The 22,975-nt window shown below is 43.9% G+C and carries 8 protein-coding genes and 1 pseudogene; 1 reads left to right on the forward strand and 8 read right to left on the reverse strand.

The annotated features are described in order from the left end of the window. Window positions 1-4 precede the first annotated feature (4 nt). The 8 genes and pseudogenes from ELS82_RS05120 to ELS82_RS05155 form a co-directional block, all read right to left on the reverse strand. Complete coding sequence (locus tag ELS82_RS05120) at window positions 5-922, reverse strand: OmpA family protein (RefSeq protein WP_134834505.1); 918 nt, start codon at window positions 920-922, stop codon at window positions 5-7. A gap of 9 nt (window positions 923-931) precedes the next feature. Beyond that, window positions 932-4,465 carry a hypothetical protein gene (locus ELS82_RS05125; RefSeq protein WP_134834506.1) on the reverse strand — a complete coding sequence of 1,178 codons (3,534 nt, stop codon included), beginning with the start codon at window positions 4,463-4,465 and terminating at the stop codon, window positions 932-934. A 38-nt stretch (window positions 4,466-4,503) separates the two neighbouring features. After that, complete coding sequence (locus ELS82_RS05130) at window positions 4,504-15,495, reverse strand: DUF11 domain-containing protein (RefSeq protein ID WP_244230756.1); 10,992 nt, start codon at window positions 15,493-15,495, stop codon at window positions 4,504-4,506. Between the two features lie 278 nt (window positions 15,496-15,773). Beyond that, window positions 15,774-16,241 (reverse strand): DM13 domain-containing protein, encoded by a 468-nt coding sequence (locus ELS82_RS05135; RefSeq protein WP_134834507.1) that lies wholly within the window; start codon window positions 16,239-16,241, stop codon window positions 15,774-15,776. 76 nt (window positions 16,242-16,317) lie between these two features. Further along, window positions 16,318-17,547, reverse strand: a complete 1,230-nt coding sequence (gene pepT, locus ELS82_RS05140) for a peptidase T (protein ID WP_134834508.1) — start codon at window positions 17,545-17,547, stop codon at window positions 16,318-16,320. A gap of 167 nt (window positions 17,548-17,714) precedes the next feature. After that, window positions 17,715-18,906, reverse strand: a pseudogene (locus ELS82_RS05145) (PepSY-associated TM helix domain-containing protein). 111 nt (window positions 18,907-19,017) lie between these two features. Next, window positions 19,018-19,374 carry a hypothetical protein gene (locus tag ELS82_RS05150; protein ID WP_134834509.1) on the reverse strand — a complete coding sequence of 119 codons (357 nt, stop codon included), beginning with the start codon at window positions 19,372-19,374 and terminating at the stop codon, window positions 19,018-19,020. Between the two features lie 110 nt (window positions 19,375-19,484). Beyond that, a complete protein-coding gene (locus ELS82_RS05155; RefSeq protein ID WP_134834510.1) occupies window positions 19,485-19,868 on the reverse strand; it encodes a cytochrome b562 in 384 nt (127 codons plus the stop codon). A 211-nt stretch (window positions 19,869-20,079) separates the two neighbouring features. On the opposite strand from ELS82_RS05155, the gene ELS82_RS05160 reads away from it, so the two are divergent. Beyond that, complete coding sequence (locus ELS82_RS05160; protein WP_134834511.1) at window positions 20,080-22,956, forward strand: HD domain-containing phosphohydrolase; 2,877 nt, start codon at window positions 20,080-20,082, stop codon at window positions 22,954-22,956. Window positions 22,957-22,975: the final 19 nt, after the last annotated feature.

The following is a 22,975-nucleotide window of genomic DNA, read 5'->3' on the forward strand; positions in this document are numbered from 1 at the left end:
GGTTCTACTCATTACTCTCGCTGCTGAGATCTGGCAAATCGCCTTCCTTAAAAACAATAAAGGCTCGGCGGTTAAGCGCGTTGGCGTCCAAATCTTGCTCTTGCGTTACTGGGTTTAGCTCCCCGAATGACTTAACTTCCCACACAAATTGATTAGGGTCTAGTTTGGTTTGCAAATATTGCAATACGGATTCAGCTCTTTGCTCAGCAAGTTTTTCATTGTAACTGATTGATCCTTGGTAGTCTGTATGACCTGCAATCAATACGCGACCATTAAGACCACTCAACTGGCTAGCAAACTCATCTAAGCTCGCTTCATCAACTTGCTTAAGCTCTGCTTTGTCGAAATCAAAGTGAGAGGTCATTGCGACAAAAACTTTACGTTTAGGTTCTGGCGGCGCACAAAACTCGTTTTCTTGTTGGGTTTGAGTTTGTTCAAACACCACATACGCTCGGCGGTTTTCTGCATTCGCTTGTTTGGACTGACCTTCAACCAACGGCTTAGATTCGCCGTAATACTTCACTTCCCAGTCGTATCGGCTCGCATCAAGCTGTGATTGCATATAGGCTTTCACCGCTTCAGCACGACGTAGTGACAACTTGATGTTGTAGTCATCACTGCCTTGATAATCGGTGTGGCCAACAATCGAAATCTGACCATGCAACTTACGAATACCGCTAATAAGGTGGTCAATACTCTGCTTATCTTGCTCGTTCAGCTCAGCCTTATCAAAATCAAAGTGAGAAGCCATCGCGATACGAATATCCCTTTCAGGGACGATACATTCTCGAATTAAGAACTTCTCCACCAGCGGATCACCAAACTTATCGATGTTTTCCTTGCTAACATAGGTATCCGTTGAACACGCCGATACTGCTAAGGTAACTGCGATTGTCACCAACGCGCTGAATCTATTTCTCATGTTATTCCTTTAGATCTTACCGACAAGGTTAATAAAGACACCGTTGGCATCATAGTCATCATCATTAGCTAAGTTACTGTCAAAACCGGAGAAGTTGTAACCAATACCCACTTTAAAGTTATCTGATAAATGTTTATTTACTGATATCAGCGCACCATGTTCCAGTTCATCGTTTAGAGTGTCGGTTTTCCAGTGATACTCACCCGTCACGTCCCACTCTTTAATAACATGGTATGAAGCGCTCAAACCGTATAGGTTAATGTTACTTTCAACGACTTCATTGTTGCCAGAGGCGCGCTCAAAGGTCTCTTTTTTGTCTTTATGGCCGTACTTCGCGCCCACATCGACTTTAGCATTAACAGAGTAGATCCCTTCCACTTCAACGATATGCGACTCTTCGTCTGAGTAGTCTACGTCGCGATCTAAGTTATCTTTATCGGCAATGTAGGTATAGCGGCTCAACAAGTTCAAGCGATCGTTGTAAATTGGACGATATGCTAACCCGCCTGTCGCCTCAACAAAACGCGCTAACGTTTCATCGGTGTCTTTACTAATAGACTTCGAGTAATTGTACTTACCAAACAGCGTGTACTCTTCGGTCAGGTTCTGAGTATAGCGGTTGGTTGTGACAAACTGGTCAACTCGACGACGGCTTGGATCGACATTTTCGTTACCTTTATCAACACGATACTCCAGTTTATGCTTCAAACTCACATCATCGATGTCGATACTCGCGGTAAAGGTCGCTGCTTTGCGCTCAGTCACTTCGAGAATCGTTGGATCAAGCTCGTTCTTTTTCTCTATCTCACCTTGCTGGTAACCAATACCGAAGTCGATGTCGTCTGTCATGTCGTAGCCAAAGCCAAACGAATCAATACGACCTTTGCCATTGTTCTCATCAACAAACTGGTTTTCTTGGTAGAAGTCGACGTTAGACGTTAGGTCAGCACGTTGGCCGACAATAACGTTATTCTCTCCTTCATAGTTATCGTCGGTATAAGTTACGTAAGTCGTGTAGCTATCGGTAATGTCATAACTTGCTGTCGCTTGCGTTGCATCGCCGCGGTCACCTGTTGTGTATTCAGCGCCAAGAGTAAGATCTTCTAATACTCTAAATTCTGCACCAACAGACACACTGTCGTTGTCGTCATACTGGTCAGTTTTATCGACTGTCGTTTGACCTTTCACGTAGACACTATTGTCACTATCCCAGATATAGTCGGCTCTTAGACCTGCCAGTGTCCCCTTACCTTTTTCATTTTCTCGGTTAAGTTCATCCACCTGCTTACCGGCAGCCGACACTTTGATGTGGTCAGTAACTTTGAACTGCGCTTCTAATTCCGTCTGCTGGGTATCGGTTTCTTGCACACCGTTAATGTCAGTTTCTTCAATCGAAGTATACCGAGTAGCAAAACTTAAACGATCGGTGGCTTGAAGACGCAACTCTGTACCATACGACAACTGTTCTAAATCATCACTTTGGCTTGCGTAGCTGTAGCCAGCGTCTTTCTCTTTGTACCAAGCTTTAATGTCGTTACCGACAACACCGAAAATGTTAGGTGCGATGTCATAAAGGTTTGCAACACCTTTAACCTGTATCGAGTCTCCTTTGCGCTCTTCGAGATCGGTACCAATCGGAGTAAAGGTTAAACCTCCATCGAAGGAAACAAAGTTAGAGTCTGTTTGACGTCCTTCACTTTGGGCAAATTCCGCCTTGATGTAGGTACCTTCCGTTGCTCTTAAGGTAAGGTCAGTACCATAGGCTTCGTAGTCTTGACCGTCTTTTTCTTCCGAAACGTAGTTTGCACCAATACCAATATAATCGTTCGCCCAGCCTTTAATACGGCCACCGTATGTCATGGAGTCCTTAATGTCAGAGCCCTGAGGAACATATTCATAATCAACCGCTAAGTAATTTTCGTAGCCGTCAGTTGGCGTATCATCAATCACTGAGCCAAAGCTATCGGAGATAATGTTGTTTAGCGGACGCATCAAAATGATTCGGCCTTGGTAAGGGTCAATTTCATAGTCGCGACCAGACTGAAGCGGCACTTCTTTTTCAGAGATACCTGAATCTTTATTGACTACTTTAACATAGACTTTGTCACTGCCTGGAACCACTTCACCGTGGCGAAGGAAGTAAAGTGAGCCACCTGTACCAAGGAACTCATCGTGAGCAAATGATGATTCAGCAGAGGCTGCAAAACCGACAACGTTTAATCGATCATCGCCAAACTTGGTGGTAGAACGGGTGCGATAATCGCCCTTAAAACCATACAAGCTTCGGTTGTAATCATTGTTATCCGTGCCCGTAATTCCGGTATTGTAGTTCCCCCAAAGAGCTTGAGACTTATCATATTCAAGATCGAAGTAGACTTTACCTTTGGTGTTGACCACTTTATGAATATTCGCCCCATCACCATAATCACCGTAATAGAGTTCGTCGTCATCCTCTAGAACATCGAATACATCAGAATCGTCAGCCGCAAAAGGATGTTTAAAGATGTCTTTGATTTGACCATCTTTACTATCAAAGTGTGTGGTTAGGCGTAGCTTGTCACCAAACTTACCTTGGCTGAAATAGGCGATGCGCCCTTGGTTGTAGACATCATCTTGATATTGATCGTTAACACCAAGTGCACCGGTGTCACCCGTTACTCGGTTCTTACCAATATACATATCCGCCAAACCAGCTTGAGCATAATAGGTATCCGGAATACGTACATAAAGCTGATAGCGGCGCTCATCACCGTTATCAAACACCACTTTGGTTGGGAAGATATACGCATCTGCTGGCAAGAACTGTTCTGCGTACAGCTCACCATCTTCGATATCAAACTCATCTTCACCAATAACAACTTTGTCGACGCCTTTTAGCCCAGTACCAATAAACTTAGCCAAACCAGAGTTGGTTGGGATGTTATGGCGCATCAGTTTCGCACGGCCAAAACTGCGCGATAGGTCGTCTTCGCTGTCGTTACGATCAAGTTCAATTTCGGAATCTTGTGTCACCAGATCCATGACACCAATCGTAGTGACATCCATGTTGCCGTCTTTATCCCACGCTTTAAAGCGGAACTGAAGTTGCTCCCCGACATTAAACTGGTAATCAACATCCGTCGTACCATCCCATTCAACATCGATGTCATTGGCAACGTCAGTGCCTGTCAAAACCTTCAAAGGCTGAGACAATGAGCGATCGCGTCCACGGTAAATTTCGATCTGGTAACGATCCATGTAGTAGCTGTAGTTCGAGCTAATGGTAAAGTTAACGCTATCGGCTAGCTTCCCTTGGTCCACTTCTAGCTCATCACCAACACTCACATCTAGAACTGGCTCAAAACGTGTGATATCACGGCTCGCCCAAATCGCACCTTCTTTGAGATAAATTCGCGAACTGTCTTCTTGCTGATGTAACTCGACTTCGATACCCGTTGTGTCAGTATCAAGCTTTTCTAGTTTACTGGTATCTTTTGCAGCAACTATTACAGGAATAGCAGCAGCAACGCAGATAGCAATACGACTCAACTTTAGCGCCTTCATACTGGTTCACTCATTGTACTTGTCTGATTTAGCATGAATTAATCTTCCTCTGTCGCAACACTAAAGTTGAATTTCGTTAGTTTGTTAGGTGAAATTCGTTGAACACGTGGGTTTTCACTGATGACCTTCATTCCCGTCGGCAAAGAGTCGGTATCGACTTTCACTAAGAAGTTCTTACCTTTCTTATCCAGTACCCACTGATCCGGTACGTGGTAACGCCCATATTGGTCCGTTTCGATAACAATACCTTCAACAGTCAATAATCGAACGCCAGGAATACCATCTTCATAAATACCCTTGTTTTCAATCACAATCTCCCACAGATAATGGTCACCATCTCTATATAGGTTGCGCGTAACATCTAGGTTTTCAGCCGACAGCCCATCTTTTTTATCATCTACATAATGGCTGGTTATTTCGCCACTTCTATCAAACATGATTCGCGTACCAGAATCGGTTACCACGCTAAAGGTGAAGCCTTTGTCGCTACGCGTTTCAAACTGGAACACTGCCTTGTTGCTCTTTGGTAGCGTGCGGTTTTGCGACAGGCCAAATAGCTTATCTATCTCATACCCTTTCACCAACGCAGAATCATATTGCTTCAGTTTTCTATTCGAACGACTATCGTGGGAATAGTTGTGTTGATACAGCTCTGCTTCTTCTTTCGTTTCCACGTGTTCAGTGTCAGAAAGACGAACCTCTCTACCATCTTGAATCACCACAGTGGTACCACCGATATAATCTTTATGTGAGATATTTGCTGTCACAATCACATCAAACGCAGTGGCATCTGCCTGGAATCCATCTTGGTTATGATCTTCAAATACCTTACCTATGATTGATGCGGTATCGAAAACTTTGTCCGGCAAGACTTCAACGGTTGCCGTCGCCGTGTTGGATTTTTCTTCCAATGCTCCAGATGTTTGACCTTCTGGTGGAGACATTGCTACCGCTGAGTTTACATATTTACCAAATGTTGCTCCGACCGAAACCCTTAATAGGTAACGAATGCGCACTTTCTCAGTAATGGTTTTCTCACCATTGCCATACGCCAACATGTCACCAACATTGAAGGTTAAGCTGTTTGTTACCGCAGGATCATCAACTTTAATCACGTCATCGCCAGTATCAAACTCACCGTCTGGCCCGCTGTTTACTAGTTCGGTAGAACCCGGAACATACGCAAATCCTGATGGGTAACGGTCGACAAGTTTGACATCTTTGAACTCTGACTCATTGTTATTGAAGATAGTCACTTCGTACTCGACAACATCACCAACTTGAGCGTCAGTTTGTAGCGCTTCCTTGGTAACTTCTAACTCACCTTCATTATCCGCAAACTTCTTCACATGGATGGTTACATCATCCGAAGCACTGGTCCCGGTTGCAGGGTCTGTCACAGTAAAGGTATTGGTTATATTGTCATCTAAGCCTTTGTTTAACTGGCCTGTAATAGTAATTTCATAGCCATTGCCCATGTATGGCAGCAGGTCTAATGAAGGTCCACTGTCAGGAAGCAAGAGATCCTTATCAGTAAACTCGCCTTTATTTTGTCCTGTCGGCCATTCAACAATGCTCATTTTCCACGATGTGAACAGAGGGTTACCGTTAGTGCCCGCAAGCTTACTAATTTCATCGACCATCTTAGTTCCTGTAATGGCTGATGAACCTTGGTTACTTACTTTCAATACATAAGTAAGCTCTGAATCATCGTTAGTATATTGCGCATTCTCACCCTTAGTGGTGGTTTTATCGACGATGAAGCTAACGGCTCTCGGCGTGATCATAGCACTTACCGACTCTATGCTAGCGTTTCTCGCATCTCGGGTTGACGGAGCAGGCGCTGGCGCAGCATCCGATTCATCGATCTTGAATGACGTATTGACAATCTCACCCATCGCACGTGGGTCGGTAGTACCGGTAATCGCAATCTCAACCGTATCGCCCGGAGCAATATCGCCTCCAATGGTAATATCATTGTTGTCTGACAAAGTACCAGCGTTGATGTTTGAGCGAGGGTCATTGCTCTTCGCTTCGATCTTCCAATCGGTAAACGCGCTCACCACTTCTCTGTCGCCAGTCGACAAATCAGGCTTAGTCTGCACCTTCATGCGCGAAATAGCGTTTCTCAATAACACGTCATTGGCAAAACCCTTACTATCGTTAAATAGCTTGACGCGGAACGTTGCTGGCTCACCCGCTTTATAGATAGGGTTATCCGCTTCTTCGGTGATAATCACGTTGTCAGGCTCAGGGAGTAAACTCGCCACAGCAGTAAAGCGGTCCACTCGTCCTGTATTAACCAACATACTTGCTTTGTTATCGATCTGGCCATTAGCGAAACTGTTTACTTGCCCTGTGATAACAAGTTCCAGCACATCGTTAGGCGCTATATTCACCGTAGAATCAACCTCTCGATTATTACCACTAGGGTCTGGCGAGATCGTGGTTAGTTCATTGCCTTTGTTGACTTTAATAGACCAAGAGTCCAGCGCAGGCTCACGAGCACCATTCACTGTATCGACTTCCAATGAACCTAGCAGATCTTTCAGTTGGATCCCGCCGACAAACGCTTCATTCTGGTTAGTCAGGATGACTCTAAACGTTGCTGGCTTACCCGGCTCGTAAGTCATTTCAGTGTCTGAGCCTGTTTCACCAACAAACTTCTCAAGTTTCAGTGAGATTGGGCGGTGTTTGATTAACGCATCGGCACTCTTTTGCGGATCAGTTGCGAAATCAACCGTGACGTTATTGAGGATATCACTCGTCGCATAACGGTTAACTATGCCATCAATAGTGAACGTCACCGTACTATTTGGCGCAATATCCGCGAGGGTATCGATGTCTGGGTTCTTACCACTTGGCGTAACCGTTAGGCTAGAATTGGCGTCACTTGGCTCGGTCTTAATCGTCCAGCTCTCAAATGCTGTTCCAGTACTACCATCAACCAAAGTAACCAAAACATCATTCATGATGTCTTTAATCGCCACATCGTCAGCAAAGCCATCACCTTGGTTACTTACAGTAACCACAAACTGAGCGGGCTCACCAGCTTGATAGAACTCTCTATCCGCTGTTTTCGTCACAGTAATATCTGCAGGTTTCGGCTTGATCACAGCGCTTGCTGAACTGTCTTTACCGTTGTATTTCACGTTAGCAGTATTATTAATGTCGCCAATCGCACGGCTATCTATTTTACCGCGTACCGTATAGGTAATCGTATCATTTGGCGCCAAGTCGATTATATTCTTGATATCACTATTCAATGCATAAGTGCCGCTATAGTCGACTGTCGTCATCGGGTCATTGGCTTTAAATGAGTACTCCCAATGAGTAAAGGCTGGCTTATCGACACCATCTACCGTTTCTACCATGATCTTTGAAAGTAGATCTTCTAACTCGATATCGTTGGCAAATGCCGCGTCTTTGTTTTCAATCGTAATAACAAAGCCGTTGATTGAACCTGGTGTGTAGTACTCTTCAATCGGCGTTTTCGTTACCAAAATTTCAGGAATGAGTGGTTTACTTATCGCTTCATCAGACAATGATTTTCCGTCATATTCGACATCCACGACATTCTTCACTTCACCGATAATCTCTGGCTTTAATGTACCTTTGATGGTGACTGTCACCACATCTTCAGGCGCAATATCGACCATGTTATTAATATACTCACCTGAAAGTGCTGGGAGAACTGTTGTGCCCTTAGCCGACGTTGCACTGATATCAATTGTGCCCGGCTTAAAGACAGATATCGTATTACCGTAAATTGTTTCAGCACTAATACGGTTAACAAAGTCTGTCACTTGAACATCTGTTGCCCAGACACGCTGAGTATTGGTTAATACAATGGTATAAACCAGTTCGTCTTCAGCTTGGTATACGTCTTTATCGACCTCTTTTGACACCGTCACTTCAGCATCAATCGGCAAATAAGTTGCACTATCAGTCACTTCATTAACGCCGTTAGCAGCAACACTCACCTTGTTGGTAATTTCACCAATAACATTGTTTTTGACGATGCCTTCAAGATGCAGTTGAATCTTCGACCCAGGCGCTAACTGATACTCACCCTTAAAGCTATCAGCACTATCGAAGTCGGTCTGCGAGATGACGTGTGAAGCACTTGCACCTGAATCTACGATGTTTATCGAGCTACTCGCGCTATCCCATGACTCAAACACTCTGCCTGGTCGAGGGGTCCCCACCACTTCGCTGCCGATATTTTTTACTAAGTCTTCGACGGTTAAGTTTTGTAGGTAACCTACACCGGTATTTTCGATCGTGATATCAAAGCCTATCTTGTCGCCTGGCGCATAAACCGCAGGTGAAATCGAAGCTTCTTTACTGACTGATAAGCCACCCGGTTCTGGGTAGATATAGTGCTGCTTCAAGTCATATTGTTTACTATCGACATACAGCGTGTTGCCAAACTTGCCCACTGCGTCATCACGTACATTACCAACCACGTCGATTTTTAGAACCGTAGGTTCTGTCGGAGTGGCTGCACCTAACTTAACAATCGCGTCAATATCACCTGTCGTTTGGATAGCACTTGCATCATTGTGAGCAGCGCCAACATTGCTCACAAAGGTCACGGTTGTGGTCCAAGACTTCAAAGCGGTTTGCATAGTGCCATCAGCTGTTTCAACTAAGAACTTCGAGATCGCATCTTCTACTTTGACATCCGCATTGGTGTCAGCCTTGTTGGCAATATACATGGTGTAACGTACTTCACCACCCGGAACATAAGTTGGTGTATCCGTGCTCTTAGACGCAAGAATCTCTGCATCACCCTGCCCTAATACGATGACATTCGAATCCTTGCCACCAACGGTTGCTACATTAGTAATCGTACCCGTTGCATCATCATCAACACTGCCCGATAAGCCAAATACCACCTTGTCACCCGGCATTAAGTCGAACGTTGCATCAAGAGGCTTACTGCCAGAGTAGTTACCCGAAATAGAGAAACGGTCTGTACTTGGCTGCTCAAGTACAGTGGTTGATAAACTGCTAAACGCTTTTGCCCCAGTAGAGGTCACAATCGAATTTAGTTTGTCTATGATCGCGACATCGTTGGCAATACCTTCACCAGTATTCTCAACAGAAATGGTATAGCTAACTTGTCCGCTTGGATTGTATTCACACCCAGCACCAGTGTTCGATGGGAACGAACAGCTACCGCCATCTGCAGTGGTATTGGTTACCAACTTTTCGAATACTAAGTTAGGCGCCACAGGTGGGATCACTGGAGTATGAACATTTTTACCCCCAGCACTGGCGTTGTTCGCGTCAATATCGCCTAGTGCATCGTCTCTGATTGTCCCTTTGATCGTGAACTGAATATCTTCTGCTGGACCAATGTCTGTCGTCACGTCTAAGTCACTGTTTGCATCATACGGCGGTAAGTAGGTCTCACCCTTCGGCACAATTCCTAGGGAAATTGGATCGCTAATAGAAAACGTACTAAATGCTTGCTCTGTCGAACCGCCAAGTATTTCAACCTGAATATTAGAAACAATATCTTGTATTCGAGTCTGATCGGTCCAAACCTTAGCTTTGTTATCCACATCTAAAAGGTAAACAACCTCTTCGCCTGGCTTGTAGGTATCGCCATTTTTATATGGTCGACCACCAATAGAGACAATTTTCTTCTCTACATGCAAATTTTGAGCGTCAGGTTTAATTGTGGACTGACCGAAGGCTGAACCGTTGTAGTGCGGTGTCGCAACGACATCCTCTAAAGCATCATGGCGAATTTCACTTTCGATAATAAACTCAATCCAACCGCCCGGAGCAATTGAAAGCTCTGGGATATCGATATCTACATTATTGCCACCAGTAAAGGTGCCGATCGTCGTTACAAGCTCAGGAGACTGCGTAACCGAAACGTTCCAGCCAAACTCATCAAACACGGGGCCTGTTTGATCATCACTTTCACCTGCTGCATTCTGCGCCAGTCGACTTTGAATTTTCGAGAACTCTTCTTTCAGCGATGCGCCGTACTCAGTACCCTTACCATCATTTTCTAGACGCAGTTTGTAGACCACGACTGCGCCATGGCTTGATGGGTCAAAGTTATACGTCTGCTTCTTAGTACTTAAGCTATCATCGGTATAGGCGAAGTGTGATTTCTTCAGCCCTGCAGCTAGCATATCCGCACGCTCTGAATCTAAGTTATGTTTACCATCGACTTTGGCTCTGTTCTGGATAGGGCCAACCGCTTTTTCAGAGATCTTTGCTTTGATGGTGTACTTAATAAACGTACCACTGCCATCACTCCCAAAGTCACTACCCGCTAAGTCAAACTGCGTATCAATATTGTTATTGTCACTGACAGTACCCGCGTTGGATAATTTACTGTTATCAACGTCAGTAGTAATCGTCCACGAATCAAAAGCTTGACCAATCGAGCCATCATAGTAGTCGGTGGTAATACCTTTAATATCGTCGACAATCGGAATGTCTTTTAGGTGAACGTTATGCAGGTTTCTAAGCGTAATTTCATACACCAAGTAACCACCCGGCGTGTAGCCGCCGGACAATTCGGTTGTACCATCTTGGTCTAAATACTTGGTTAGGTGTTTTTCGAAGTCATATTTCTCAGTATCAGGCTTCGATTCCGCGCTCACAGTATCACCATCAACCTTAAGTAAGTTGACAATATTACCTACCGCATTTTTGTTGACGACTGCGGTCACTACATAATCGATAGTTTCACCCGCAGGAACGGAGAAACTAGTTTCAATATCTGCGTTATCTTTGAGCGTTCCATCTAAATCCACTTCAGCGTATGGACTACCCCCTAGTACTTTAGGTTCGATTGTCCAACCATATGGGAAGGCGATATCATCAGAGCCATCAAGCATCGTTGTAGTAATATCTGAGATTTTATCTTCAACAGGAATCGAGTAAGCGCCACCTTTACCATCATTCTTGATCGTCAGGTGATAGGTTAGCGGTTGACCCGGTTGGTAGTTTTTCTGTTCTACCGTTTTACTGAAGGTTAAATGGTAGTCGTAAGGTTCAACAGTAATGCCGCCAATCGTAATATCACCTGACGCATCACCACGTACGACACCTTCTACGGTGTAAAGTACGTAATCACCTCCAGCGACATCAATCGTGGTATCGATGTTCTTGTTATCTTCGACAACACCATCCAAGGTGCCATCAGTTGTGCCATCCCCTCCATTCGCGTCATCTTTGGTTACGGAGACAGAAAACGTGTCGTTGAATGGATTAGCTTTAGTGCCGTCAAGCAACAACACGCTGACGCCTTCGATGTCTTCGAATACACGGTGGTTGTTGTAGTAACCACGGTTAGAAGAGACTTTTACTTTATAGGTTAACGTGTCACCCGGCGCATAGTTTCGACTATCTTTGCCATTAACCAATAATGTACGAGTCACTGCGCCGCCACTATCCACTCTCTGCATCTCATGGTGAGAGACATGCGACTGCTCGGTGACAAGATTATAGTCACGGAAAATATACGCATCATTCACGATGATTTGTTTTAAACCAAGGCCATCGTCAGTGCCGATCACATTATCTTTAACGTGAGCCTTGATCTTAAAGGTACGGATTTCACCTGACGCTAATGAGAAAGTCTCATCGTCAGCTTCTGGATAGATAAGATCTTTATTGGTTTGTGGCTGCCAACCTGCCCCATCAGCGTAGTCAAATTGCCAATATTCAAACGGCGATTGATTGTGCCAATCAGCAAAGTGATTGTTCTTATTATTGGCAAGTACTGAACGAATTTCCGTTAGGGGATCGCCTAGCTTAAGCGAGGTCGCATCATTATCACTGTTATTTTGCAAAGTGATAAAGTACGTCACGTCTTCACCTGGGACAAACTGGGTTCGGTCTGCAGTTTTCAGGATTGAAACGTTAAGCTTAGCATCACCACTATCACCAATTTCTGCTGATGCAGATTGGTCTAGGTTGTTGACTGGATCATGAATTTCAACTGTGTTTGAGATTTCGTCATTTTTATAGTCATTTTTGACCAAGCCTCGAATCGTATATTTAACAAAACCGGGGCCATCAGATGTTTTAGGATCGATATCGATTTTGGTATTGATGTTACCATTTGTAGGATAGTTAGATGGACTCCCCGCATAACTACCTGTTTTGTAGGTAGTATTGTTACTGTCGGTGCTAGCAGTAATCGTCCAGCTAGAAAATGCATCCATACCAATGATATCATCTTTCACTGCCACTTCATTCGCATAACCTGCGCCGCGGTTATAAACCGTCACATCAAATTCGACATATTGTCCCGGGAAAAACTGATTCTCTTTGGTCGTTTTAACAACAACCACATCAGGTGCTTTAGGGGGCACGGTAGCAGTATCAGACGCGCCACTCTGTGAATCAGAATCAGGTGTCTCAATGGTCGCCGTATTATCGAACTTCTTATAGATAATCTCGTCACTTACAGAGCGATCGATTTGAGCGATAATGGTGTAGACAACCTCGGTATTCGGGGCGATTTGAGCAGTAAGGTTGATATCTTTATTATCTTCAAAATCACCGACTTTCGTTACTGCACCATTACCAACTAAATCTGGGTCATCGGACAGAATTTCAGCCCCAATGGACCATGAGGAAAACACCTGTTTTGAGCTGCTGTCCGGCTCCAATAACCCTGCTGATATCTTAGATATTTCATCCACCAATTTTACATTGGTCGCATAGCCATTGCCTTTGGCATTTTTTAGGTGGATTTTGTAAATGATCTCATTGTCTAATTTAGAGTAACTGGTGCGCTCAGAATGAAAGCCTGAGTCACGATTGGTTTTTACTGTCTTGTTTAACCCTATCTTAAAGTCTTTTGGGTCTGAACCGCGGTCTGCATAGACAGAACCATCAACGGTCACACTATTCTGAATATGCCCATTCGCTATTGGATTAATTTTCGCGACAACTGTGTAGATGATGTAACTATGAGGCTCAAGTGTTGCTTTGACATCAAGATCAACATCTGTGATTGATCCCGTAATACCAGTAACCGAAGCTGTAGCTGATGAGCCATCACTGCGGAAAGCCTCTCCAGTGATCGTCCAAGTTTTATAAGCGTTAACATCTGGGCCAAAAACCGAAGTGGTCTTCACTTCACTGAGTTTATCGACGACAGAAACTTGATCGGCAAAACCATCACCATCATTATCAATGCGAATGGTATAGGTAAGGACATCGCCCGCTGAATAGAAACGGCTGTCGACATCTTTACTTGCGCGAAGGTTATCATCAGGCATTTGAACACCGGAACCATCTTCAGTCACGTTGTCGCTACAAGCCGGATTATTGTCGATAATCAGGCCAACACTCGATTCATTAACTTCTGCCGTCAACTTATAGGTAATACTCTTACCCGGAGCAATATCAGGTGACACCGTAACAGGACTCGTCACCCAAGAACCGTAGTTATATTTGCCTGGATCGGTTCCTTGGTCATCTTCTGCGCTAACTGGCTCTAGTTTCCATCGCTTGAACGCTTGGCCCTGCCCCGCGCCTGCCGCTTGTTCGGTCTGCACACAGCCTAAGTCATCAACAACCAATAAGTCGTTGGCAAAATATTTCGACGAAGAGTTCTTTACTTTAATTTCGTAATCAACCGTTTCACCTGGAACATACTGAGTGTCTTTAGTCGTTTTGACGATTTTGATCTCGGGATCGTCAACATTGAGTGTTCGCTCAGCTGTAAAGGTTTTAGAAATCTGGGCATCTTGAATCAGCGCATCTGATGAATCATACACTCCTGCATTTGCACCTTGGACCACACCAATAGCAACGGGGGAGATCGTCGCTTTTACTTCATACGTAATAGATTCGCCGGGAAATAAAGAAACAGTATCATCAAAAGGGACATTATCTAGCGTGCCATTGTCTTTGTAATTTGACTGGCTGTTAACACCTGCGTCAGTAACGTCAATGCTCCAGTTACCAAACGGGTTACCACTCACATCTGTCGAATCATGCTCTGCCTTAAGGCTATTACCTAGGCCTAAGTTAGAGACAAGATCAGCAATATTCTGCTTAACATGGTAGTTGTGCGCGATACCTAGGCCCGCGTTACTTACCTTAATGGTAAAGACACGTTCACCATTGACTAAGTAGGCACTTGTTTTACTAATAGTGTGTTCTATTGAAACTTGTGGCTGGGCTGGGGGCGTTGTCAGTTCATCACTATCTACATCACCATCTTTAGTGTGGCTTTTAGCCGAGGTGATGATATCCCCTACTACATTGTTGTTTACTGTCGTTGTGATCGTGTAGATGAGCTTTTCATCTTTAGCGATAGAAGCGCCGGTAACTTGCAGGTCTCCACTGGTTGTAAATGAACCTAAATCACTATGAGTTCCCGATTTCTTGCCACTAATTTCAACACTAGCAAACGGTGAAGATGTGCCACCGCTCATATCCTCGACACTGAGTGAAGTAAACAGCTGATCGATTGAGAGGTTTTGTACTAAATAGCTGCCAGTATTGACCACTTCTAGCGTATAGGTCAGCGAATCTCCCACTTGATATTGAGACTTGTCGACTGAAAGATTCATTTCATACTGGTACGGGACGGGATTGTAAGTACTCTTAGTCGCAGGAGTAAAGGTTTCTGCACTCCCATCACCGTCAATATCTGCCGCTACTACCGTATCACCCAGTTCAATGATACCGACAACATCATTACTCACTGTTGCCTGAACTAGAAAGTCAATGCTGCCAAAGGGCAAAAGTACCGCATCATTTACATCAAGGTTTGCATCACTTGCGATAAAACTGCCCGGATTCGAGCCCCAACTGTTTGAAGGTATAATGGTTAGTGAACTAAATGCTTTTACTTTTCCAGTTTCACCGTCTGCTTGTTCGTCCCAAAGCGGATCTTTAATCGAGACGTCTCGAAGTGTTTTCGCCGTCGTGTTCTTTACAGTGATCGTGTAATCAATGCTCTGACCGTTTTGATAGGTAGCAGTTGTAGAAGAAACCGACACCTCAATTTCTGCAGCGTAGGCCTGCATAGACACCAAAGAGAGGAGCAATGAAAGATATATGTATAGTTTTGAACTAAACGAGTTAAACAAAACGATGTATCCTTATTAGAGCGCGCTGCTATCTCAATTAAAAATTCGTTATAGGACGAGATGTACAGCCGTTGAGCAAGTCACGCATTATCGATTCGAGCACTAACCAAATGTCAGTGTTTTGCAAGAAACTACCTGAATTTTGCAAAGTATTCAAAAATGTCAGACTACATTAAGATAACCACATTAAATCTGAGACAATTCCTACATTTCGGTCATTTATATCGAGCTGACGTAATGAACTCGCCAAAAGTTTCACACCAAACTATGACAGTGTTGTAATCTTTAAGTGGAAACTCTTCTGGTAGAGAAACCGTAAAACGATCAAAGCTTTTCACTTCGCCAACTTGGATCATCTGCGCTTTGTTAGCATTAAAACCAGCTTCGGTTTCAATGAAGGTCGGTGAGAAATAAAGTTTGTAGTCTGGGCCTGGTGCTAATTCACCTACAAACGCGACTTGCTGTGAACTGATTGAGACAGAGCCCTCTCCCCAATGCAGAAAGTCACTATCTTGACGATCCTTTTGAAACGTCGCGGTATAAAGTGCTTGATTAGTAACTTCTTGCACTTGATTCATAGTCGGGGAAGGCGGTTGGGTAAGAATAGGCAGAGCATATATCCCTAAGGCGAAACCCAAGGCGACGCAACCAAGATGGGAAACGAGTAAAAAAATCCTTTTCATGCTGATACCTAGCTGTCCAATCAATAACTATAAATGTATATGATTTTTCGCTAGATATCAGCGTTTTGAGTATAACTTATCGATAGTTTAATGCAGTTTTTTCTGCCAGTGTCACAATTACTTTTACCGCCTGCTCCATACCTTCAATTGAAATGAACTCGTGAATACCATGGAAGTTATACCCGCCGGTGAAGATATTCGGACATGGTAAGCCCATAAATGAGAGTCTTGCGCCGTCAGTACCACCACGAATCGGTTTAATCTGAGGTTCTACATCACATGCAATCATCGCCTGTTTTGCTAACTCAATAACATGGGGGAAAGGTTCTACTTGCTCTTTCATATTGAAATAGCTATCCGTCAGAATCAATTCAACTCTGCCCTTCTCTAGCTTTTCATTCAGCTCAGCAACTTTATCTACCATAAACTGCTTACGTTGCTCTTGTGCCTCTCGGTCAAAATCGCGAATGATGTAACCTAATTCACTACGAGCAACCGACATTTCAGCCGATTTAAGATGATAAAAACCTTCATATCCTTCAGTAGTCTCAGGAGTTTCGTCTGCAGGCATCATCATTTGAAATTGAGCAGCAATGTTCATGGAGTTGACCATTTTGCCTTTAGCCGTTCCAGGGTGAACATTAACGCCGTGGCAAATTACGTCAGCGCTAGTGGCATTAAAGTTTTCAAATTCCAACTCACCGACTGGACCACCATCAATGGTGTATGCCCATTTGGCACCAAACTTCTCAACATCAAAAAGGTTCGCGCCGCGCCCTATTTCTTCATCTGGCGTAAAGCCTACACAGATATCACCATGAGATATGTCTGGATTAGCGATCAGCTCTGAAATCGCAGACAAAATCTCGGCAATACCTGCCTTGTTGTCCGCGCCTAGTAGCGTGGTACCATCGGTAGTAATCAAGTTATGTCCATGAAGCTTATGCAGCTCTGGATATTGAATCGGAGACAAAATCTCATCCCCTTTGCCTAACGCAATATCGCCACCTTGGTAGTCATCAATAATTTGTGGCTTTACGTCTTTTCCCGAGGCATCTGGAGCGGTATCCATATGTGCGATAAAACCAATAGCGGGAACGTCATAGTCAACGTTACTCGGCAACCTTGCCATTAAGTAGCCATTTGAATCGAGCGATACATTGGATAGCCCCATGTCGATCAATTCTTGCTTTAGAAACTCTGCAAACACCATTTGTCCCTGAGTGCTCGGACAGCCTAAGTCAGCTGGATTTGATTGAGTATCAAAAGTCACATAGCGCAAAAATCGTTGTACTAATTCATTCATAGTTTTTTCTCTTGTTATTTTATGGTTCTAGCCTCTTTGCATGAGAGATCATCCTACGCCTTCTCCAACAAGAAAATTTGCTATAAATCAGTTTTATCGCAGTAAAAACAAACAAAAACGGCTACCTACATCAATGCAGGTAGCCGTCTTATTCAATTAACAAATGGTTATGATGAAAGGTATGTCTTTAGTCTGTCACTTTTCTGCACCAATAAAGCATCTATCAGCATTGCAGCCACAATCGTCACTCCAGCTAAGGGGAATAACAGGCCAATCAGTACTAATGTAGCTAAGCCTGCTTTCCACATGCCTTCTTGCGCAAACCTTGCAGGTACGCCAAGCCTATTTTGCCTTGCTGGGCGTCGAATCCACCACATACAAGCGCCGGTAATCGCTATTGTGATAAAAGCAACACAGAAGAACACGTTCAACCATTTATTGACTGCGCTTAAATCACCTTGGTGTAACGATACTCCAGCAGCCATTAACTTGGCGATAATACTGTAATCATCCCATGTCACATCAATCAGTGTCTGCCCTGTATATTGGTTAATATGAATCGTTCTATCGCGGCGTGGGTCAACCACATCACCAGCCATCGAGTTTGCAGCAATGGTGTAAACTCCCGTCTCACTCTGAGGCAAGAATAGGCGATACTGCGGCAGGCCAAGCAAGACCCGATAACAAAAATAGCAAAAAGACGACTGAAAGCGTACCGCCTAGATTGGCGTGTAAATCCTTCATTAAAGTGCGGCTACCGCTGTTAAAGCGAATCTTTAGAAAACCAGCTTTCGATGCATTATCTCTAGGCAGCCAAAGGTAAATACCACTGACCAGCAATAAGATACCTAGACTCGCAGAGACTTCGATTAGATAGTCTCCCCATTTGCCGATCAGCAAAGTACCATGAATATCATTGGCCAATTGATACCAGCTATCGCTTCGATCGATTTGCCCTAATACTTCGGCGGTATATGGGTTAACGGTCGCAAAGATCGAGCTTCCATCTTCCAAACGGACATTAAATCGATTCGCGTGAGTGGGATCCTCGGTGACGATGATCTGAGTGATTGACGCATTAGGATAGGCATCTTTTACCGCTTCTAGCTGAGTGGAGATCGGTAAGCGTTTCATTTGCTCTTCCACGCTAATTAACTCTTGATATCTCATCTGATCAATTTCATCATCAAACAGCATCACAATACCAGTCAGGCTTAACATCAGCATAAACGGGATAACAAACAACCCCGCATAGAAGTGCCACCTCCAAACAAGAAAGTACCTTGCCTTATTTTGTTGTTGAACGTTTGACGCACGTGCGCCGTCCTTAGGTCCAGTCTGAATTTGACTACCCAACATCTTGTATTCCTTTTTGTGCGTATAAGCGAGCCCCTCGAATCTATTCAAGGTCAGCTGCTGAGCATTAACTTTACTTAAGTGGCTTAAAGCCTGTTTTATTTGGTTGTTAGATTAAGTGAAGGGATAGGACGGTGGAGCGCGAGGTATAGCAATCTGGAACCGCTCACTTAGAGCCAAATAAGTGTACGGATTTTCAACTGCTAACGAAGACTTACGTAGATATGTTGGTGTTGGAAGTGAATCTTGGTGAAAGACCGAGAAATGACTGAACGGACACGGCTTACTATGCTGTACCTCTGGCTTACCTTCTTCAACCTGAACAAGCTCAAAGCCATTGATAGTACAAAGAGTCGCCCAAACGCCTGCGCTGGAGCCATGTGCATTAATGACAGGCATCAAAGTCACAAGCACCCAGCTAAGGGCACTTGCGATCAGCATACTTCGCTTAAAGTTTGACGTCCGTATCATTTTCACTCTCGATTAATTGAGCGAAAATATATAACTATCTTGCAACAAATTCAGCCGATTCGTTTAAAAAATCTAACTTAGATCATGCTGATTTATAAACAATAAACGTCTTAACCGAAAATCTTGCTCCAAATACTCGGATTACGCTTGTCGTGGTACTCAACACGTAGGTCATCAACCATTTTCAGCTCTGCTTTCGCTGCATTGAGATCGCCTGCATCGAGCTTCGCTTCAACAGAATCAATCGCGACAGAAAGTTTATTAAAACCTTCTTGGTATAGATCATACTTTTCCGGCGGGTAATCACCACGCTTTGACTGTTCGATAAGCTCAGATAAATTGGATACCGCTGATTGCATATCGGTGATTTCTTCAGCTTGAGCGGCTTGTTTAAATTCCATTTTCATCTGCTTCATCGTGGCTTTGAGATCAAAGTCGCTAGCGAAGACTTGTGCTGACATTACAAGCGCGGCAATTGGGATTATTTTTTTCATTGTATTTATTCTTAGTGAATCACTTGGGAGCACAGATTGTACTTAAAAAATCACCGCTTGTTGACGATATTTTGTTTCGACTTATAAACAACTCATCTCGCTTATTCCCACCCGCCAACAGTTGAAAAACCATAAGTAATAAGTCTGCCTAACATATGCATTTCCATGATTTTCGACTAATAATTATTAGGTCAGCCACTAAAGGTAGATCATGCGCAAACGTAAATATCCTCTCAGTATTCATATTACTAGTTTGTTTCTCATTCTGACCACCTTAGTCGGCGCTGTACTCATTGCTATTAGTTATCGTCACGCACAAGAATTGTTAGCCGGAAGTGCAAAAGAACTTAGTGAAGAAAATAGCCGTCAATTGGAGTCGACGTTCCAACTCAACACTGGCCCCATTTTGACCACCCTCGACTTTATGGCGTTAAGCGAGGTTGTCGAACGAAATAAGAAACCGCATAAAGAAGTACGTTTTCTCACCTCTCTCAATCTCATTTTTAATCGTAGCCCTGGGTTAGTCGCGCTCTACTATGGAAATGAAAAAGGTGAACTAGCCTTATTTCGTCCGCTAAGAACCAATGCTGAACGCGAGCGTTTTGGTGCGCCAGCTAAAGCGACCTTGATGATCAACCAGACTTATATTTCTGGCGCGAACGTTTTTTACTTTCTTGATGGTAGCTATAAGGTTCTTGATTCCCATAAAACCAATGACAACGAGTTTGATCCTAGGGTTCGACCTTGGTTTAAAAACGCCGACAATGATGGCGAAGTTCGCTTAACAGAGCCCTATTTTTTCTATTTCCTCCAAACGAATGGCGTCACCTTTTCTCGCCGAAGTGCCGATGGAAAGTCCGTAGTGGGCGCTGACTTTACGTTAAACTCCTTATCTGAACAAATTGCTCAACTTGGCTATTCAGATGCAAGCAAATTGGTCTTGTTTGATAACCAGTTTAATGTACTGGCTCACTATCAAGGAGGGCTTAAACTCAGTGATGACCAACAAGAAAATCGTACCCAAATAGAGAACAGTATCTTCGCTAAAGTGTTGGGGAGAGTGTCGAGTCAAATACTCTACGAAAAAGCGACCGAAAACCATGTCGATTGGTCTATTACACTGACTCCGGTCAGCTTAAATAAGCACACTCGAATCTTACTTGCTGAAGCCACACCGCAAGATGACCTTCTCGCTAACTTGCTTTCTATGAGAGATAAGCAACTAAAAGTCGCCTTTACGCTAATGGTGATGAGCTTTTTGATCGTGTGGGTTGTCGCGAAGAGACTGGCAAATCCACTACAAAACTTGATGCATCAAACCGATAGTATTGCGAGGTTCGATTTTAAGAAAACTCGCTATTCAAAGAGTGTGATTAAAGAGGTGGCGAACTTAACAACCTCTATTGAGTTAATGGAACACACCCTGCATGACTTGTTGCGCCTGCTACATGAGACCGCCAGTAACCAAGATTTTTCTGTACTAGCGAAAACCATCACCCATCAAAGCTTTTTAGTCACAAGAGCCGAGACGATTGTCCTGTATAGTAAAGATTCGACTCAAGGGGACTATGAGGTGTCAGCCAACCACGCCATAATCCCGTTCAAAATCGATATAAATGAGTTCCTCCAATCCACCGCTTGGATTCAGCAAGAGCTCGCCAAAGGAGAAGTACTGCACTTTAATCGAAACGACAATACCGTTGCGAACTACCGAGAAACGCTTTATAACTCGGATTTTTATCTGTTCCCGCTAATCAACCGAAGCAATGAACTGGTCGGTATATTACTACTAGGTTATGAGCGAGCCATCACCCAAGAGCAAAGTGACAAGCACGCCTTTCTAAAAGAATTATTAAGCTTTGCTGAACTTGCCAAAGAAAACATTGATAGAGTTCGCCAACAAAAAGAAATGCTAAACGCCTTCGTTGAGCTAATCGCCTCTGCTATCGATACTAAATCACCTTATACAGGCAGTCACTGCCAACGTGTACCTAAGCTTTCCAAATTGCTCACTCAAGCAGCATGCAAAGACCAACAATATTTTGCCACTTTTGCCATGAGTGACACTGAATGGGAAGCGCTACACTTGGCCTCTTGGTTGCACGACTGCGGCAAAGTGACTACGCCTGAATACGTCATCGATAAAGCGACCAAGCTCGAAACAATTTACGACAGAATCCACGAAGTGCGCATGCGCTTCGAACTGATCAAGGCACAAGCAGAAATTGACTACTTAAAGCAAGTGAACAGTGGAGGAGACAGTGAACAGCTTAAGCAGGCGTTAATCAATAAACACCAACAGCTAAATGAAGACTTCGCTTTTGTTGCCCATTGTAATATCGGCGGAGAATTTATGGACGATGAGTCCCTCGAACGGATTAAGGCGATCAGTCAATATCAATGGAAAAGAACCATTGATGATCAACTTGGTGTCTCTTGGGTTGAAAAACAACGTGCAGGGGAACGCGCCGAGCTACCTGTCATGGAGCCGATTCTCTCAGATAAAGCAGTACATGAGGTGCCATGGCCACAAAACGTTAACCCTAAAGACGTATGGCAAGAAAAATTCGTCCTACAACCCGGTAAACTGAAATACAACCGAGGTGAAGTCTATAATCTTTCAATCCGCCGAGGGACGCTCAATGACGAAGAACGCTTTGTCATTAACGATCACATCATACAAACCATTACGATGTTAAATCGACTCCCCTATCCTGATCACCTTAAGAACGTTCCAGAAATTGCCGGAGGACACCACGAGCGTATCGATGGCTTAGGTTACCCACGTGGCTTATATGAAGAAGATCTCTCGATTCCAGCTCGCATCATGGCCATTGCTGATGTGTTTGAAGCACTAACGTCCAGTGATCGCCCTTATAAAAAAGCGAAAAACCTGTCTGAGTCACTTGATATTATGACGAGTATGGCGACCTCTGGACACATTGATCCAAAGCTCTACCTATTATTCCTTGAAAATAAGATAGACAAGCAATATGCAACGCTATTTCTAACGAAAGATCAGATCTGCGAGATTAATCGTGACGAGCATATCCGCAAGGTCAAAACGTTTCTTAAATCCCGCTTCTAGCCTCACCAATATTGAGTAT

Source organism: Vibrio ouci (assembly GCF_004551525.1).
Classification (GTDB): Bacteria; Pseudomonadota; Gammaproteobacteria; order Enterobacterales; family Vibrionaceae; genus Vibrio; species Vibrio ouci.

What these genes read in the sequence shown, in the direction of transcription:
- ELS82_RS05125 (WP_134834506.1), bottom strand. Translation starts at nt 4,465, where the DNA reads ATGAAGGCGCTAAAGTTGAGTCGTATTGCTATCTGCGTTGCTGCTGCT.
- ELS82_RS05135 (WP_134834507.1), bottom strand. Translation starts at nt 16,241, where the DNA reads ATGAAAAGGATTTTTTTACTCGTTTCCCATCTTGGTTGCGTCGCCTTG.
- ELS82_RS05160 (WP_134834511.1), top strand. Translation starts at nt 20,080, where the DNA reads ATGCGCAAACGTAAATATCCTCTCAGTATTCATATTACTAGTTTGTTT.
- ELS82_RS05130 (WP_244230756.1), bottom strand. Translation starts at nt 15,495, where the DNA reads ATGCAGGCCTACGCTGCAGAAATTGAGGTGTCGGTTTCTTCTACAACT.
- pepT (WP_134834508.1), bottom strand. Translation starts at nt 17,547, where the DNA reads ATGAATGAATTAGTACAACGATTTTTGCGCTATGTGACTTTTGATACT.
- ELS82_RS05155 (WP_134834510.1), bottom strand. Translation starts at nt 19,868, where the DNA reads ATGAAAAAAATAATCCCAATTGCCGCGCTTGTAATGTCAGCACAAGTC.
- ELS82_RS05150 (WP_134834509.1), bottom strand. Translation starts at nt 19,374, where the DNA reads ATGATACGGACGTCAAACTTTAAGCGAAGTATGCTGATCGCAAGTGCC.
- ELS82_RS05120 (WP_134834505.1), bottom strand. Translation starts at nt 922, where the DNA reads ATGAGAAATAGATTCAGCGCGTTGGTGACAATCGCAGTTACCTTAGCA.